Annotated in this window: 10 protein-coding genes and 1 pseudogene; 6 read left to right on the top strand and 5 right to left on the bottom strand. The window is 72.4% G+C overall.

Translation table 11 applies throughout. The annotated features are described in order from the left end of the window. Positions 1-82 (top strand): annotated as a pseudogene (locus tag C7456_RS17385) (IS5/IS1182 family transposase); the annotation flags it as partial. A 9-nt stretch (positions 83-91) separates the two neighbouring features. Here C7456_RS17385 and C7456_RS15890 read toward each other — a convergent pair. The 5 genes from C7456_RS15890 to C7456_RS15870 all read right to left on the bottom strand — a co-directional run bounded on the left by C7456_RS15890 (position 92) and on the right by C7456_RS15870 (position 6,425). Then, a complete protein-coding gene (locus tag C7456_RS15890; RefSeq protein ID WP_170120237.1) occupies positions 92-1,522 on the bottom strand; it encodes an alkaline phosphatase family protein in 1,431 nt (476 codons plus the stop codon). 61 nt (positions 1,523-1,583) lie between these two features. Further along, positions 1,584-2,744, bottom strand: coding sequence for an N-acetylglucosamine-6-phosphate deacetylase (gene nagA, locus C7456_RS15885; protein ID WP_109724781.1), 1,161 nt, complete (start codon positions 2,742-2,744; stop codon positions 1,584-1,586). Next, the gene (locus tag C7456_RS15880) at positions 2,744-3,778 is read right to left on the bottom strand and encodes an SIS domain-containing protein (protein WP_109724780.1); all 1,035 of its coding nucleotides are present in this window, start codon (positions 3,776-3,778) and stop codon (positions 2,744-2,746) included. The genes nagA and C7456_RS15880 overlap by 1 nt, the downstream gene beginning before the upstream one ends. A gap of 220 nt (positions 3,779-3,998) precedes the next feature. After that, positions 3,999-5,051 (bottom strand): LacI family DNA-binding transcriptional regulator, encoded by a 1,053-nt coding sequence (locus C7456_RS15875; RefSeq protein WP_109724779.1) that lies wholly within the window; start codon positions 5,049-5,051, stop codon positions 3,999-4,001. Positions 5,052-5,132: 81 nt separating this feature from the next. After that, positions 5,133-6,425, bottom strand: a complete 1,293-nt coding sequence (locus C7456_RS15870; protein WP_109724778.1) for a sugar MFS transporter — start codon at positions 6,423-6,425, stop codon at positions 5,133-5,135. A 410-nt stretch (positions 6,426-6,835) separates the two neighbouring features. Between C7456_RS15870 and glk the strand changes: the two genes are divergently transcribed. The 5 genes from glk (at position 6,836) to C7456_RS15845 (ending at position 16,794) form a co-directional block, all read left to right on the top strand. Further along, a complete protein-coding gene (gene glk, locus C7456_RS15865) occupies positions 6,836-7,864 on the top strand; it encodes a glucokinase (protein ID WP_245889906.1) in 1,029 nt (342 codons plus the stop codon). Between the two features lie 109 nt (positions 7,865-7,973). Then, the gene (locus tag C7456_RS15860) at positions 7,974-10,691 is read left to right on the top strand and encodes a TonB-dependent receptor (protein ID WP_109724776.1); all 2,718 of its coding nucleotides are present in this window, start codon (positions 7,974-7,976) and stop codon (positions 10,689-10,691) included. Between the two features lie 133 nt (positions 10,692-10,824). After that, on the top strand, positions 10,825-13,110 hold the full coding sequence (locus C7456_RS15855; RefSeq protein WP_109724775.1) for a family 20 glycosylhydrolase: 2,286 nt from the start codon (positions 10,825-10,827) through the stop codon (positions 13,108-13,110). Then, positions 13,107-14,177 (top strand): acyltransferase family protein, encoded by a 1,071-nt coding sequence (locus tag C7456_RS15850; protein WP_109724774.1) that lies wholly within the window; start codon positions 13,107-13,109, stop codon positions 14,175-14,177. The genes C7456_RS15855 and C7456_RS15850 overlap by 4 nt, the downstream gene beginning before the upstream one ends. A 175-nt stretch (positions 14,178-14,352) precedes the next feature. Next, a complete protein-coding gene (locus C7456_RS15845; protein ID WP_139942909.1) occupies positions 14,353-16,794 on the top strand; it encodes a TonB-dependent receptor in 2,442 nt (813 codons plus the stop codon). The last annotated feature ends 13 nt before the right edge of the window (positions 16,795-16,807 follow it).

The raw sequence follows: 16,807 nt of genomic DNA, 5'->3' as shown, positions 1-16,807 counted from the left end.
CATCGCCACTCGATACGACAAAACGGCTCGTAATTTCCTCGGTGCTATCTACGGCGCTGCCGCCGTCATCCTGCTCAATTGATGACACGCCCTAGCGCCTGGCCACGAACACCGCGCCGATGTACTCGCGCGACTGCAGGAAGCGCACCGCGCGCTTCACCACCGCGGGGTCGTGCTCGGGCTGGTACAGGTACTCGGTGCCGCCGTTGGGGGCGAGCACCAGCGCGCCGTTGGGCAGGACGTCGGGCAACACGTAGCCGGGCGTGGTGTACGGGCCGGGCTTGCCGCACACGCGGCCGTCGTCGTCGTAGCGGGTGGGGTGCAGCGGCGTGCCGTCGGCGCGGATGCCGCTCATCACCGGCGCGTACACGCAGCCGAAGCCGTCGAAGGCGGCGAAGCCGGCGCGGCTCAGCTCGTCGGCCAGGCGCACGCCGCCGGACACCGAGTAGCCCCATGCGTCGTCGATGCCCGCCACGCGGCCGTCGTTGATCTGGCGCAGCGGGAACAGGTCGCGCGGGCCGGCGATGCTGCTGTGGCCGTGGTCGGAGACGACGATCAGGTCGGTGTCGCCGGCCAGGCCCAGCGCGGCCAGCCTGTCCTCCAGCTGGCCGAGCAGCGCGTCCTGCGCCTGCAATGCGCGGTGGAACTCGGGCGAGCCGACGCCGTAGACGTGCTGGGTGGTGTCGGGATTGCGCAGCCACACGATGCTGAGGTCGGGCCGGTGTTTCGGCAGCACCTCGTCGAGGAACGCCTTCATCAGCCAGGCGTTGGCGGCCTCGGGCGTGGTCTCGCCGGCGGCGGTGGCGTCCGAGCTGGCGCCGTCCCTGAGCAGGACGGGCTTGGCTTGCGCGGTGGGCTCGCCGTTGTCCTCGCGCAAGGCGAGCTGCGCGCCGTCGTAGGTGTGCGCCGCATTGGCCGGCAGCGGGTAGCCGGCCTGCTGCAGCTCGCGCGCGAAGGCCAGCGGCAGCGCGGTGTTCTCGTCCAGCATCAGGCCGCGGCCGGGGTCGCCTTCGTCGGCGAGCGCGCGGTCCTGCAGGAACACCGGGCCGGACTTGCCGACCAGCGCGGTCTTCAGTCCCGCCCGGTGCGCGGCCTGCAGCAGCGTGGGCAGTTGCAGCAGGGCGCGGTTCGCGTGCGCGTCGAGCGCGCGCAGCACGGCGTAGTCCTCGGTGTAGGCCGGCTGGTGGAAGTCCACCGCCTTGCCCTTGGCGTCCAGGCCCGCGGCGCCGGGCGCCCAGAAGCGGTTGCCGTAGAAGCCGAGCGGGCCGGGGAAGGCGCCGGTGGCGAAGCTGGAGGCGTTCGCCATGGTGAAGGTGGGGTAGGTGGCGTGGTTGTCGGTGAAGTAGCTGCCGCGCTCGGCCAGCGCCTGCAGGCGCGGCGTGTCCTGCGCGCTGATCGCGTCGGGGCGCATGCCGTCCCAGACGAACACGATGACGCGGTGCGCGGCGGGGGCCGGCAGTGCGGTCGCGGCGAGCGCGAGCGCGACGAGCAGGCGCCGCGGCAGGTGGAAGCGAAGGCGCATGGACGGCCCCGTGCGATGGATGCTGTCGCGCATGCTGGCTCGGGGAGATTGCGGTTCGGTGTCAGTGGCGTCGGGCAGTATGGCGCACGCCGCCGATCCAGGTCTCGGCGACGCGCAGCGCGTCGTCCAGCACCGCGAAGTCGGCGCGGTAGCCGGCGGCGAGGCGGCCGTGCGTGCGCGCGAGGCCCAGCCAGTCGGCCGGGTAGGCGCTGGCCATGCGCGAGGCTTCGGCCAGCGGCAGGCCGGCCAGGCCGACCAGGTTGCGCACGCCGGTGGCCATGTCCAGCGCGGAGCCGGCCAGCACGCCGGCGTCGCTCTGGCAGATGCCGTCGCGCGCCACGATGGTCTGGCCGTTGAGCACGTAGGTCGGGTCGTCGGAACCCACCGGGGGCATCGCGTCGGTGACCAGCACCATCCTGCCGCGCGCCTTGGCCGCGATCGCCACGCGCATCGCGGCCGGATGCACGTGGTGGCCGTCCGCGATCAGCCCGCACCAGCTGTGCGGATCGTCCAGCGCGGCGCCCACCACGCCCGGCTCGCGGCTGCCGAGCGGGGTCATCGCGTTGTAGAGATGGGTGAAGCCGCACAGCCCGGCGTCCAGCGCGGCGCGCACGGTGGCATAGTCGGCGCCGGTGTGGCCGCCGACCACGCGCACGCCGGCCTCGCTCAGGCGCCGGATCGCGTCGGCGGACACCCGCTCGGGCGCCAGCGTGAGCATCGTCACGCCGCGGCGCGGCCGCGCGATCAGCGCGAGGTCGTCGTCGTCCAGGGGGCGGAACAGGCCGGCGTCGTGGATGCCCTTGCGCGCGGGCGCGAGGAACGGGCCCTCCAGGTGGATGCCGAGGATGCCGGGCACGCCCTGCGCGATCGCCGCGTCCACCGCCTCCAGCGCGGCGCGCATCTTCTCCGCGGTGTCGGTGATCAGCGTGGGCAGCAGGCCCACGGTGCCGAACTGGCGGTGCGCGGCGGCGATGCCGCGCAGCGTGTCCACCGTGGGCGCGTCGTTGAACAGCAGGCCGCCGCCGCCGTTGACCTGCACGTCGATGAAGCCGGGCAGCAGCAGCTTGCCGCCGAGGCCCACCCGCGCGGCCCGCGCCACGCGCGGGTCGTCCGCCGGCACGACGGCATGGATGCGCTCGCCCTCGACCAGCACGGCCAGGCCCTCGCGCGGGCCGTGGTCGCCCATCACGCGGGCGTCGACGAGGGCGGTGAGCGTGGCCATCACAGCGTCTCCGTGACCTTGTTGAGGCTGGGCGGCAAGTCGGGGTCGAAGCCGCGGCGCAGCGACAGCGCGCTGGCCGCGCGGTAGAAGCTCTGCACCGCCACCAGCGGCGCCGCCAGCGGCGACAGCCCGGCCGCCAGCGGCAGTGTATCGGGCCCCTGCATGCCCGGCGCGGCCAGCAGCACGCGCGCGCCGCGCGCGCGGAACTCGGCGGCCACCGCCAGCGTGTGGTCCAGCGTGCCGTCGTCCTGGGCGAGGAACAGCAGCGGGAAGTCCGGGCCGACCAGCGCCATCGGGCCGTGCTTGACCTCGGCCGCGCTGAACGCCTCGGCGTGCAGGCCGCAGGTCTCCTTGAACTTCAGCGCCGCCTCCAGCGCCGCGCCGAAGCCGTAGCCGCGCCCCACCACGAACAGGTTGCGCACCGGCGCGAGCGCGTCGGCCAGCGCGGACCAGTCGGCGTCCCAGCCGCGGCGCAGGTCGTCCGGCAGCCGCGCCAGCACCGCGTGCAGGGACGCATCGCCGCTCCAGTGCGCGGCCAGCTGCAGCACCGCGGCGAGCGTGGCGAGGTAGCTCTTGGTCGCCGCCACGCTGCGCTCGGGGCCGGCGCACAGCGGAATCACCGTGTCGGCGAGCGCGGCCAGCGGCGAGTCCTCCACGTTGACCAGCGCCAGCACGCGCGCGCCGGCCTCGCGCGCGGCCTGCGCGCTGCGCAGCAGGTCCGGGCTCTTGCCCGACTGCGAGACGGCGACGAACAGCGCGTCCTCCAGCCTGAGCCTGGCGTCGTAGATCGAGGCGATCGATGGCGAGGCCGAGGCGGTGGCCAGGCCCAGCTTGGTCTCGAACACGTACTTGGCGTAGGCGGCGGCATGGTCGGAGCTGCCGCGCGCGCAGGTGACGATGAAGCGCGGCGGCCGCGCGCGCAGCGCGGCGCCCAGCGCCTCCAGCGCGGCGGCGTTGCGGGCGAGCTGGCGCGCGACGACCTCGGCGGTCTCGTGCGCCTCGCGGTACATCAGGGTGTCGTGGGCGGGTTTCATGGATGGCGTTGTTTCCGGACGGGGCGGTGCGCCGCCGCGCGACGGCGGCGCGGCGGCATGGCGGGGGGAGGCACGGCGGGCGCGGCATGCGAGGCCGCGGCTTCGGCGCGCCCCGGGGGCGCGGGAGACAGGGGCGCCGCGGCGGGTTCCCGCAGGCATGGCGCGGCGGCGCGGCTCGCCTTCCCGGAGGCGGCGACGGCGGCGCGGACGGCCCGCGGGCTCAGCCCTTCGGCGCGGCGGGCTGCTTCGGCGGCGCGGTGGAGCCGCGCACCACCAGCTCGGGCACGAAGCCCTCGTTGGCCGCCGGCGCGACGCCGGCCTCCTCGCCGCGGCGCAGCTCGGCCATCAGCCGCAGCGCGGCGTGGCGGCCGATCTCGCGGGTGGACTGGCGCGCGGTGGTCAGCGCGGGCCAGGCCTGCTTGGAGAACGGGTTGTCCTCGAAGCCGGCGATCGACAGGTCCCACGGCACGTCCAGTCCCATCGAGCGCGCCGCCGCCAGCACGCCGGCGGCGATCTCGTCGTTGCTGCCGAAGATCGCGGTGGGCGGCTGCTTCAGCGCCAGCAGCTTGCGCGCGCCGCGGAAGCCGTCGTCGAAGGCGTAGCGCCCCGGCAGCACCAGCTTCCTGTCGAGCGGGATGCCGTAGTCCTTCAGCGCGTCGGCGTAGCCCTGGTAGCGCTCCGGGCTGGAGCGGTGGTGCGGCTCGCCCCACAGGAAGCCGATGCGCGTGTGGCCGAGCTGGATCAGGTGCTCGGTGATCGCGTAGGCGGCGTCGCGGTCGTCCACCCACACGCAGGGCGAGCCGTCCTGCGGGTCCTCGCGCGAGGCGATGATGCGCACGAACGGGATGCCCTGCGCCTTCAGCCTGGCGATCAGCTCGGCCTGCTCGGACATCGGCGGCGCCAGCACCAGCCCGGCCAGGCGCGAGCGGCGCGCCAGCGCCACCAGCTCCTCGGCCAGCTTTGGCGAGGAGGAGTCGCACGGGTGGATCTGCAGGCCGTAGCCGCGCTCGCGGCAGGCCGACAGCACGCCCTCCTGCATGCTGATCACGTAGTGCGCGTTCGGGTTGTCGTAGACCAGCCCGATCGCGTAGGAGTGCGTGCTGCGCAGGCTGCGCGCGGACGGGTCCGGCCGGTAGCCCATCGCCTCGATCGCGCGCTCCACGCGCTCGCGCGTGTCCGCGCGCACCGAGGCCTCGCGGTTGATCACCCGCGAGACGGTCTTCAGCGAGACGCCCGCCCGCTCGGCGACGTCCTTGATGGTGGGATGATGCAACGGAGCCTCCGTCTGGCCGGCCAGCCGCGCTGGCCCGGCTGGCCGCAAGGGAAATGGTAGTGGCCGCCGCCGCCTGCCGCATCATCCGGCCCGCGCGGCGGACTGGCCGACGCGGTGGCCGCGCAGCCCGTAGTAGAGGATGTACAGGTAGCACGGCACCATCAGCAGCGCGAACACCAGCTGGAAATCCAGGCGCTCCTTCAGGTGCGCGAACAGCTGCGGGATCACCGCGCCGCCGGCGATGCCCATGATCAGCAGCGCCGAGCCCGCCTCGGTGTGCCGGCCCAGGCCCTTGATCGCCAGCGGGAAGATCGCCGGCCACATCATCGCGTTGGCGAAGCCCAGCGCGGCGACGAAGCCCACCGAGAGGTAGCCGCGGGTGAGGTAGGCGCACACGGTGAACAGCACGCCCAGCACCGCCGACACGGCGAGGTAGCGCTGCTGCGAGACGAAGCGCGGGATCAGCACCAGGCCGACCACGTAGCCCAGCAGCATGCCGCCGAGGGTGAAGGCGGTGAAGAACTTGGTCTGGTCCAGCGGCAGGTGGAAGCCGGCGCCGTAGGTGCCGATCGCGTCGCCCGCCATCACCTCCACGCCCACGTACAGGAACAGGCACAGCACGCCCAGCCACAGGTGCGGGAAGTGGAAGATGCTGCTGTCGGCGTGGCCGATCGCCTGCTCGCTGTTGGCGCTGCTCGGGCGGATCTCCGGCAGCGAGGAGCGCACCACCCACGCCGCCAGCAGCACCAGCAGCCCGGCCATCACCAGGTACGGCAGGTGCACCTTGGCGGCGAAGGCGTCGAGCAGCGCCTCGCGCGCCTGCGGCGTCGGCGCGGCCTGCACCTGCGCGTCGATGTCGCCGATGCCGGCGAGCACAAGCGAGCCGATCACGATCGGCGCGAGGATGCCCGCGAACTTGTTGAAGATGCCCATGACCGCGATGCGCTGCGCGGCGCTCTCGATCGGCCCGAGGATGCTGATGTAGGGGTTGGAGGCGGTCTGCAGCAGCGACAGCCCCGCGCCGATCACGAACAGCCCGACCAGCGCGCCGGGGAACACGCGCATGGTGGCGAACTGGCCGAAGCCCACCGCGCCCACCGCCATCACGAACAGGCCCAGCGCCATGCCCTTCTTCATGCCGGTGCGGCGCAGCACCGCCGAGGCCGGCAGCGAGAACACGAAGTAGGACAGGTAGAACGCGAACGGCACCAGGAAGGCGTAGACGTCCTCCACCTGGAAGGCCAGCTTGACGAAGGTGATCAGCGGCCCGTTGAGCCAGGTGACGAAGCCGAAGATGAAGAACAGCACGCCGATGATGATGGTCGGCCCGAGCGTGGAGCGCCCGGCGGCGGCGGCTGGCGAGATGGATGACATGCGTGGACTCCCCGGTAGGTGGCGGGCGGCCGGCGCCGCCCCGCGCCGGGCCGCCCGTGGGCCGTTATATGGCCGGATTGTTCAACGTTGTCAATTTGTCCGCGCCGGCGGGTTGCGGACGTGCGCCAACGGCGCGTCGCGCGGGCGCGCCGGCGGCAGTGCTTCCCATGCCGCGACGCATCACCCGGACGGCGAGGCGGGGAAGCCGCCGGTGGCGGCTTGAGACTGGCATTTCCGGCGCATCCTGCGCATCGGGCCGGCGGGCATGCCGGGAGCTTCCTGCTGCGATGCGCCAGCGCCCGGGCGGGGGCCTTCCACATGTCCTGTTGACAACGTTGTCAAACCCTGTCCAGACTCCACCGCACGGGCCGCCCGGTGGGCGGGCGTGCCCACGACGCAATGGGGGGAGCGTGGCCGAGGTCGCCAAGCACAACGTCGTCCGTGACGCCGCGCCGGCGCCGGCGGCCTTCCTCGCGGCCGACGTCGGCGGCACGCATGCGCGCGTCGGGCTGGTCAGCGGCGACGGCCGCGGCCCGGTGACGGTGCGCGCCTACCAGCGCTACGCCTGCGCGCAGTGGCCCAGCCTCACCGCCATCCTGCGCGACTTCGTGGCGACGCTGGGCGCCTCGGTGCGCGTGCGCGCGTGCGCGGTGGCCAGCGCCGGCTACGTGCTGGGCGACGCCATCGTCAACGACAACCTGCCCTGGCCGGTCTCCATCCGCGACATCCGCGAGGGCCTGGGCATCGAGCGGCTGGCGGTGGTCAACGACTTCGAGGCGGTGGCCTACGCCGCGCAGTTCCTCGCCGACGCCGACACCGTGCCGGTGATCGAGAACACCCTGCCGCGCGGCGAGGGACCGGTGCTGGTGATGGGGCCGGGCACCGGCCTGGGCTCGGCGGTGTTGCTGCCGGGCCAGCCGCACGCCACGGTGCTGCCCACCGAGGCCGGCCAGATCGCGCTGGCGCCGGGCGACGAGCGCGAGACCGAGATCCTGCGGCTGTTCGCGCGCGAGCGCGCGCACGTGCCCTACGAGCACGCGCTGTCCGGCCCCGGCCTGGTCAACCTGTACCGCGCCCTCGCCACGCTGCGCGGCGCGCCGGCGGCGGTGGACGAGCCGGCCGAGGTCACCCGGCGCGCGCTGGAGCGCAGCGACGCGCTGGCGGTGGAGACGCTGGACGTGTTCTGCGGCCTGCTCGGCGGCTTCGTCGGCGACCTGGCGATGCTGTACGGCGCGCGCGGCGGCGTGTTCCTCGCCGGCGGCATCCTGCCGCAGATCCGCGACCTGCTGCCCGGCAGCCGCTTCGCCGAGCGCTTCCACAACAAGGGCGTGATGCGCGCGTTCCTGCAGCAGGTGCCCGTACGACTGATGGAGCACGGCCAGCTCGGCGTGATCGGGGCGGCCGGGATGTTTCTGGACGGCCGCGCCCGGGACGGGTGAGGGCCGGCGCATGGCGCGTTTTTCGACCATTGAACGGGCGCAAGCCCAGCCAACCACGCAGCAACGACCACAAGCCAACTGCTGCTGATCCGCTCGGAGGGGAGCAACCATGTCACATCGCAAGCTGTTAGCCGCAAGCATCATCGCCGGCCTGTGTTTCACGGGCACGCTGCACGCCCAGGACGCGGCGCAGACGGGCAGCGCCACGCAGTCGAGCACCGACCAGGGCCGCGCCGACAAGACCAAGGCGAAGGAGCTGGGCACGGTCACCGTCGTCGGCATCCGCGACAGCGAAGCGGAGTCGCTGCAGCTGAAGCAGGCGTCCGATTCGCACGTGGAGATCGTCACCGCCGAGGACGTCGGCAAGCTGCCGGCCAAGAACGTGGCCGACACGCTGCAGCGCCTGCCGGGCGTCAACATCAGCTCGTCCAGCGCCCACGAAGGCGGCTTCGACGAGAGCGACCGCGTCAGCCTGCGCGGCACCAATCCCGACCTGACCCAGACCCTGGTCAACGGCCATACCGTCGGCACCGGCGACTGGTTCGTGCTGAGCCAGACCCAGACCGTGGGCCGCAGCGTCAGCTACAGCCTGCTGCCGTCGGAGATCGTCAACCAGGTGGTGGTGCACAAGACCTCCGAGGCCAAGCTGGTCGAGGGCGGCAGCGCCGGCTCGGTCGACATCATCACGCGCAAGCCGCTGGAGTTCGCCAAGCAGGTGACCGGCCAGGCGTCGATCGGCGGCGTGTACTCCGACCTGCCCAGCAATACCAAGCCGCAGTTCGACGGCCTGTTCAACTGGAAGAACGACAGCAACACCTTCGGCGCGATGGTGCAGGCCTTCTACGAGGAACGCAGCCTGCAGCGCGACGGCCAGGAAGTGGTCGGCGGCTACGCGCCGTTCACGTCCGGCGGCCGCACGCTGTACTACCCCGAAGAGATCGGTGCCGTGCTGTTCACCCAGAAGCGCAAGCGCGAGGGCGGCGCGGTGGACCTGGAATGGAAGGCGACCGACAACCTCACGCTCGATCTCAACGGCTTCTATTCCAAGCTCAAGGCCGACAACTACAACCGCAACTACATGACCTGGGTCGGCCACGCGCTGGCCAACGGCGCCACGCTGACGCCGAACGCGATCAACGGCAACGTGATCACCAGCGGCACCGTCACCGGCGGCACCGACGCCTCCGGCGTGTACGACATGATCTCGCGTCCGGGCGCCTCCTCCTCCAGCCAGTACTGGACGCTGGACGCGGACTGGCGCGTCACCGACCACCTGAGCTTCAAGGGCCAGGCCGGCACCACCCTGGGCCGCGGCAACAGCCCGACCCAGGACGTGCTCGAGCTCGGCACCCAGCGCGGCGCCGACATCAACTGGAACATGCGCGGCCTCGGCAAGCCGATCAACTGGAGCCTGGGCGGCGACAACAGCTCGCCCAACGCGATCGTGCCCACCGCCGGCTGGATCTTCGGCGAGAACGGCATCCACGCCAAGGACAAGGAGAACTGGTTCAGCGGCGCCGGCGAGCTCGACTTCGACGAGGGCGCGCTGGCCTCGCTGGAGTTCGGCGTGCGCTACGCCGACCACACCCGCGAGAACCTCAACAGCATCGCGCAGGGCCCGACCGGCGACTGGACCAACCTGGCCAACTATCCGACCAGCTGGTCGAACTATCCGGGCGGCTTCGGCAGCGACGTCGGCGGCACCTTCCCGCGCAACATCTGGTACTACACGCCGGGCCAGCTCGCCGACTTCGACGCGCAGTTCGCCAACCGCGATCCGGTGGCGCGCTTCTACTTCAACGACATCTACAAGGTGAACGAGAAGGACGGCGCGGCCTACCTGCAGGCCAACTTCTCCGGCGACCGCTGGAGCGGCAACGTGGGCGCGCGCTACGTCAGCACGCGCGAGAACATCAGCTATTCCAGCACCGCGCCCGCGGCCAACGTGAGCAGCTCGGTCGGCCCGATCACCGGCTCGGCGTTCGGCGACTACTACTGGAACACCTACAAGCACACCTACAGCAAGCTGCTGCCCAGCGTGAACCTCAAGTTCGAGCTGAGCGAGGACGTGCTGGCGCGCTTCGCGGCCTCGCAGACGCTGACCCGCCCGGACTACTCCTCGCTGGCCGGCTTCGTCTCGCTGGACGACCTCACCCACACCGGCAGCGGCGGCAACCCGCAGCTCAAGCCGCTGATCTCCACCAACTTCGACGCCTCGCTGGAGTGGTACTTCGCCCCGCGCGGCCTGGTGTCGGTGGGCGTGTACGAGATGTCGCTCAACGACTACGTCGGCTTCGGCAACGAGGACCGCGTCTACAAGGACATGCAGGCCAGCCAGGCGGCCGGCCACGACGTGTTCAACACCTACTCGGTCACCGTGCCGCACAACGTCGACGGCAACGTGAAGGGCGTGGAGCTGAACTACATCCAGCCGATCGGCGACAACTTCGGCGTGCAGGCGAACTACACCTTCGCCAGCAGCCACGCCGACAACGACCAGCCGCTGCAGGGCACCTCGAAGAACACCTTCAACGTCTCCGGCTATTTCGAGAACAAGCTGTTCAACGCCCGCGTCAGCTACACCTACCGCTCGTCCTTCTACGACGGCGTGAGCCACACCGACAACTACTACCAGTCGGGCATCGGCAACCTGGCGCTGTCGCTGGGCTACAACGTGAACGACTGGATGGCGATCACGTTCGACGCCATGAACCTCAACAACCCGACCCTGAAGTACTACGTGAAGAGCGACACCTACGGCAAGCAGCCGTATGCGTTCTACGTCAACGGCCGGCAGTACTACCTGAACCTGCGCTTCAAGTTCTGAGTTGCTCGCAACTCCCCGCCAGGGCCCGGTACATTACCGGGCCCTCTTTTTGCCGGGTGTCCGCACCCTGCGCATTCCGGCCGGCGATGGCGCGCCCCGCGCGGCGTCGCCGGCGTTCCGCCGGAGCCGCCGCATGAGATTCGCCCGCCTGTTGTCCGGACTCTTCCTCGGCCTGTGCGCCTGCGCCGCGTCCGCCGCGACGCCGTCGCTGATCCCGCTGCCGGCGCGCGTGGAAACGGCGGCCGGGCGCTTCGCCTACGCGGCGGGCCGGGCGCTGCCGCTGGCCGCGCCCGATCCGCGCGCGCGCGCGGCGGCCCGCTTCCTGCGCGAGCAGCTGGCGGCCGCGGGCGGGCCGGCGCTGCGGCCGGTCGGGTCGGCGTCCGCGCCGGGCGGCGTCACGCTGGCGATCGATCCCAATGCGCCCGCGGCGGCCGAGAGCTACGTGCTCGACGTCGGCCCGCGGGGCGTGCGCGTGGCCGCGCGCGACGGCGCCGGGCTGTTCCGCGGCGTCGCCACGCTGTGGCAGCTGTTCACCGACCCGGCCGACGCCGGCGCGCTGCCGGCGCTGCACGTCGAGGACGCGCCGCGCTTCGCCTGGCGCGGCCTGATGCTGGACTCGGTGCGGCACATGCAGAGCGTCGCCGATATCGAGCGCCTGCTCGACCAGATGGCGCTGCACAAGCTCAACGTGCTGCACTGGCACCTGACCGACGACCAGGGCTGGCGCATCCCGATCCGGCGCTATCCCGAGCTCACCCGCATCGGCGCCTGGCGCACGCCGCCCGGCGCCGGAAGCGACGACGAGCCGCAGCGCTACGGCGGCTACTACACGCAGGAGCAGATCCGCGCGCTGGTGCGCTACGCGGCGGCGCGCCGGATCACCGTGGTGCCGGAGCTCGACCTGCCCGGCCACGCGCAGGCGGCGGTGGCGTCCTATCCGCAGGTCGGCGTCACCGGGCGGCGCCTGCCGGTGTCGGCGGACTGGGGCGTGAACACCACGCTGTACAACGTGGACGAGTCCACCGTGCGCTTCCTGCAGAACGTGCTCGACGAGGTGATGGCGCTGTTCCCCTCGCGCTACATCCACCTGGGCGGCGACGAGGCGGTGAAGGACCAGTGGCAGGCCTCGCCCGCGGTGCAGGCGCGCCTCAAGGCGCTGGGCCTGAAGGACGAGGACGCGCTGCAGAGCTGGCTGATGGACCGCCTGGGCCGCTACCTGGCGCGGCACGGCCGGCGCATGGTGGGCTGGGACGAGATCCTCGACGGCGGCGTGCCCGGCGACGCGGTGGTGATGTCCTGGCGCGGCACCCAGGGCGCGGAGAAGGCCGCCAGGCTGGGCCACGACGTGGTGCTGTCGCCCGCGCCGGAGCTGTACCTGGACTACCTGCAAAGCGCGCGCGAGGACGAACAGACCGGCCGCGTGCCGGTCAGGACGCTGGCCGACGTGTACGCCTTCGAGCCGGTGCCGAAGTCGCTCGACGCCGCCCAGGCCGCGCACGTGCTGGGCGTGCAGGCCAACATGTGGACCGAGCACACGCCGACCATGGCGCACGTCGAGCATGCCGTGTTCCCGCGGCTGGACGCGCTGGCCGAAGTGGCCTGGACGCCGGCCGCCGAACGCGACTTCCACGGTTTCCTCGCACGCCTGCCGGCGCAGCTGGCGCGCTACCGCCGCGCGGGCATCCGCTATGCCGACAGCGCCTTCGCGCCCGACATCGCGGTGGACGAGAAGGCCGCGCTGGCCAGCGGCAGCGCGCCGGTGACGCTGTCGAACCAGGCCGGCTACGGCACGCTGCGCTATACGGTGGACGGCAGCGCGCCGGGCGCGGATGCGCCGCGCTACGAGCATCCCTTCACCGTGCGCCTGCCGGCTACCGTGCGCGCGGTCGCGCTCGACGGGGACGGCCGCCCGCTGGCGGAGCCGCGCGCGCGCGCGATCGACCGCGCCGCGCTGCTCGCACGCGACGGCACCGCGCTGGTCAACTGCCCCGGCAGCCCGTTCCGCCTGCGCGTGCAGCCCATGCCGGACGCGACCACGCTCGCGCCGGTGTACGTCGTCAACCTGTTCAATGCCTGCCAGCAGTGGCCGGAGGCGCCGCTGGACGGCGTGACGGCGGTGCGCTTCGACCTCGCGCGGCTGCCCGACAACTACCAGCTCGCGCACGAGGCCAAGCTGGTGGTGCGGCGCCCGCCCGCCACGCCGCACGGCGAGCTGGAGATCCGCCTGGACCGCTGCGACGGGCCGCCGCTGGCCACGCTGCCGCTGCCCGACCCGGCCGCCACGCCGCGCCGCTTCAGCCTCGCGGCGCCGCTGCCGGCGCAGCGGGGCGCGCACACGCTGTGCCTGGCGTTCGCCACGCCGGCGGGGAGCCCGCTGTACGCCTTCGCGCGGGTGACGCTGCAGGCCGGCGCGCCGTGAACGCGCCGCACCGGCGACTCGCCTCGGTGGACGCGCTGCGCGGCTGCACCGTGGCGGCGATGCTGCTGGTCAACGACGCGGGCGACTGGGGACACGTGTACTGGCCGCTGGAACACGCGGCATGGCACGGCTGCACGCCGACCGACCTGGTGTTCCCGTTCTTCCTATTCATCGCCGGCGTGTCGATCGCGCTGGCGTTCGGGCCGAAGCTGGAGCAGGGCACGCCGCGCGGCATGCTGCTGCGCGCGGCGTTGTGGCGCGCGCTGCGCATCGTGGCGCTGGGCGTGGCGATCAACCTGTTCGCGGCCTGGCTGCTGCCCGGCGCGCACGCGCGCATCCCGGGCGTGCTGCAGCGGATCGGGCTGTGCTTCGCGGCGGCGGCGGCGCTGGCGCTGTACGCGAAGCCGCGCACGCAATGGGCGCTGGTCGCCGTGCTGCTGCTCGGCTACTGGGCGCTGCTGCTCGCCGGCGGCACGCTGGAGCCCTACGCGAACCTGGTCAGCCGGATCGACAGCGCGGTGTTCGGCCGCTTCGTCTACCTGATCGATCCGGCCACCGGCCGCGGCCACGACCCGGAGGGCCTGCCCGGCACGCTGCCGTCGCTGGCCACCACGTTGCTCGGCCTGGCGGCGGGACGCGCGCTGCGCGCCGGGCGCGCGCGGGCGCTGCCGCTGGCCGGCGCGGCGGGGCTGCTGCTCGGCCTCGCCTGGTCGCTCTGGCTGCCGTTCAACAAGAACCTGTGGACGCCCTCGTTCGTGCTGTGGACCGCCGGCTGGGCCGCGCTGGCGCTGTGGCTGGGCCACGCGCTGGTCGACCGGCGCGGCTGGCCCGCGCTGGGCCGGCGCTTCGGCGTCAACGCGATCGCCGCCTACGCGGGCTCGGAGCTGATGCAGGTGCTGCTGCCCGCGCTGGGCTGGCAGGACCCGCTGTACCGCGCGCTGTGCGGCTGGATCGTGCCGCTGGCCGGGCCCTACGTGGCCTCGCTGGCCTGGGCGCTGGCCTTCGTCGCGTGCTGGTGGCTGGTGGTGTGGGCGATGGACCGGCGGCGGATCTACCTCAGGCTCTGAACGGACCGCCGCCGGGCGCTCCCGGCCGCGTCGCCGGATGTCCTCGGCGCGGCCGGCCGGGCCGCCGGCTTACATGCGGCTGTCATGCAGCCCCCCGATCATGCTTGGATACCCTGGCGTAGGCCGGGCGCCGGCGCCGCGACACACACACAAGCACGATCCGGGGGGAACGCACATGTCGAACGAGAACGGGCGCGCGATGCCGCGCCGCAACCGGCTTGCCCGGTCGGTCCAGGGCCTGCTGCTGGCGGCCGCGCCGCTGGCCGCGCACGCGCAGCAGCAGGCGCCCGCGGCGCCGGCGCCGGCGGGCAGCACCGCCCGCGCGGCCGACGCGATCAACCTCAACCAGGTCACGGTGACCGCGCAGAAGCGCGAGCAGCAGGTGGTCGACGTGCCGATCTCGATCTCGGCCTATTCCAGCGACTTCCTGCGCCGCTTCGGCATCAGCGACGTGGAGGCGCTGAGCCGCTACGTGCCCGGCGTGCAGGTGCAGGTGCAGAGTCCGAACAACCCGGGCATCGCGGTGCGCGGCATCACCACCGACGATGGCGCGGCCAACACCACCACGCGCGTGTCGGTGTTCCAGGACGGCGTGGACATCAGTCGTTCGCGCGGCTCGGTGGTGGCGCTGTACGACATGGACCGCGTGGAGGTGCTGCGCGGCCCGCAGGGCACGCTGTTCGGCCGCGGCGCGGAGAGCGGCGCGATCTCGCTGATCCAGAACAAGGCGCAGCCGGGCACCTCCGGCGGCTTCGGCAGCGAGTTCGGCAACTACGCCAGCCGCAAGCTCACCGGCTACCTCAATTTCCCGCTGGCCGACGGCGTCTACGCGCGCGCGGCCGTCTACGACGGCTACCACGACGGCTACGTCGAGAACCTGAGCGGCGGGCGCCTGAACGGCGAGGACACCAAGGCGGCGCGCGCCAGCGTGCACTTCAGGGTGGGCGAGGACAGCGGCGTCGACCTGATCGCCAACTACCAGTTCGACACGCCGCCCGGCACCGACTTCCGCAGCAGGGTGGTGCCCAACCGCAACGGCTCCACCGACGTGTACGGCAGCGCCGACCTCAACCGGGGCGAGGCGCTGGGCCTGCGCCGCAAGGTGTACGGGCTGACCGCGCTCGGCGACTTCCGCCTGGACGGGAGCTGGACGCTGTCCAGCACCACCGGCCTGCGCCGCTTCAACTCGCTGGAGCACTTCGACGCCGACGGTTCGCAGCTCGACATGCTCAACTTCGCCGAGCACTCGCGCAGCCGGCAGCTCAGCCAGGAGCTGCGCCTCAACTACGACGCCGGCGGCGATTTCACCGGCTTCCTCGGCGCCAACTACTTCTACGAGAACGGCAGCGAGGACGTGCCGTTCCAGACCGACGAACGCCAGCTGTTCGTGCAGGTGCTCAACCTGGTGCCGAACATCTCGCCGGCGGCGGCGGCCGTGCTGCAGGCGCTGATCGGCCCCACGCCGCCGCTGCTCACCCCGGACTACCGGCCCAACCTGCCGTTCAGCGCGGTGCCGGTGCTCGGCACGCCGTTCAACACCGACGAGCGCGAGGGCTACACCAACTACGGCAGCACCCGCTCCTACGAGCTGTTCGCCGACGGCACCTGGCGCTTCGGCGAGCGCTTCGACCTCACCGCCGGCGTGCGCGCGACGCACGAGAGGCTGTGGGCCGGCTACCGCGTCAGCGACGCCAGCAACGCCGCGATCGGGCCGGCCTTCGCCACCCTGGGCCAGCTGCTGCTCGGCGCGCCGCTGGGCCTGAACGGCATCACCGCGCCGAACGACCTGTTCGTGCCCACCCACGGCAAGCTCACCGCCACGCACGCCGGCAACGCCGTGGTCGGCCGCCTGATCGGCACCTTCCACGTCGACGAGGACACCAACACCTATGTCAGCGTGTCGCGCGGCCGCCGCCCCAACGTGATCTCGTTCGACCTCGATGCGGCGGGCACCGGCTACGACAAGACCGTGCTGCCGGCCGAGACGATCCTGAACTTCGAGCTGGGCCTGAAGGGCGACGCGGCGCAGGGGCGCTTCGCCTACGACCTGTCGGCGTTCTACTACCGCTACGACAACTTCCAGAGCAACGCCTACCAGGACGGCCGGCTGGTCACGCTCAACGCCGGCCGCGCCAAGGTGCCCGGCTTCGAGGCCTCGCTGCAGCAGGCGGTCGGCGACCACTTCAGCGCCTTCCTCAACTACAGCTACCTGCACGCGCGCTTCGCCGACGAGGACCGCCACGGCAACCGGCAGGAGTACGCGGGCAACCACCTGCGCCTGGCGCCGGACCACACCGTGGCGGTGGGCGTGCAGTGGAACCGGCCGCTGGCGCAGGGCCGCGTGCTGTACGTGCGCCCGAGCTACACCTGGCGCTCGAAGATCTACTTCGAGGACGACAACAACCCGTCCTACGCGCAGGGCGCCTACGGCCTGCTCAACCTGAAGGCCGGCGTCACCTTCGACCGCGGCCGCTGGGACGTGGGCGTGTGGGGCAGCAACCTGACCGGCAAGAAGTACCTGGTCGACGCCGGCAACAGCGGCGAGAACTTCGACCTGCCGACCTACATCCCCGGCGCGCCGCGTACCTACGGCATCAGCCTCTCCGGCCACTTCTGAGGCGCGGGCGGGC

Origin of the sequence: Fulvimonas soli (genome assembly GCF_003148905.1) — a bacterium.
GTDB lineage: Bacteria > Pseudomonadota > Gammaproteobacteria > Xanthomonadales > Rhodanobacteraceae > Fulvimonas > Fulvimonas soli.
The sequence above is the reverse complement of the archived record's forward strand: the minus strand, read 5'-3'. Positions and strand labels throughout refer to the sequence as shown.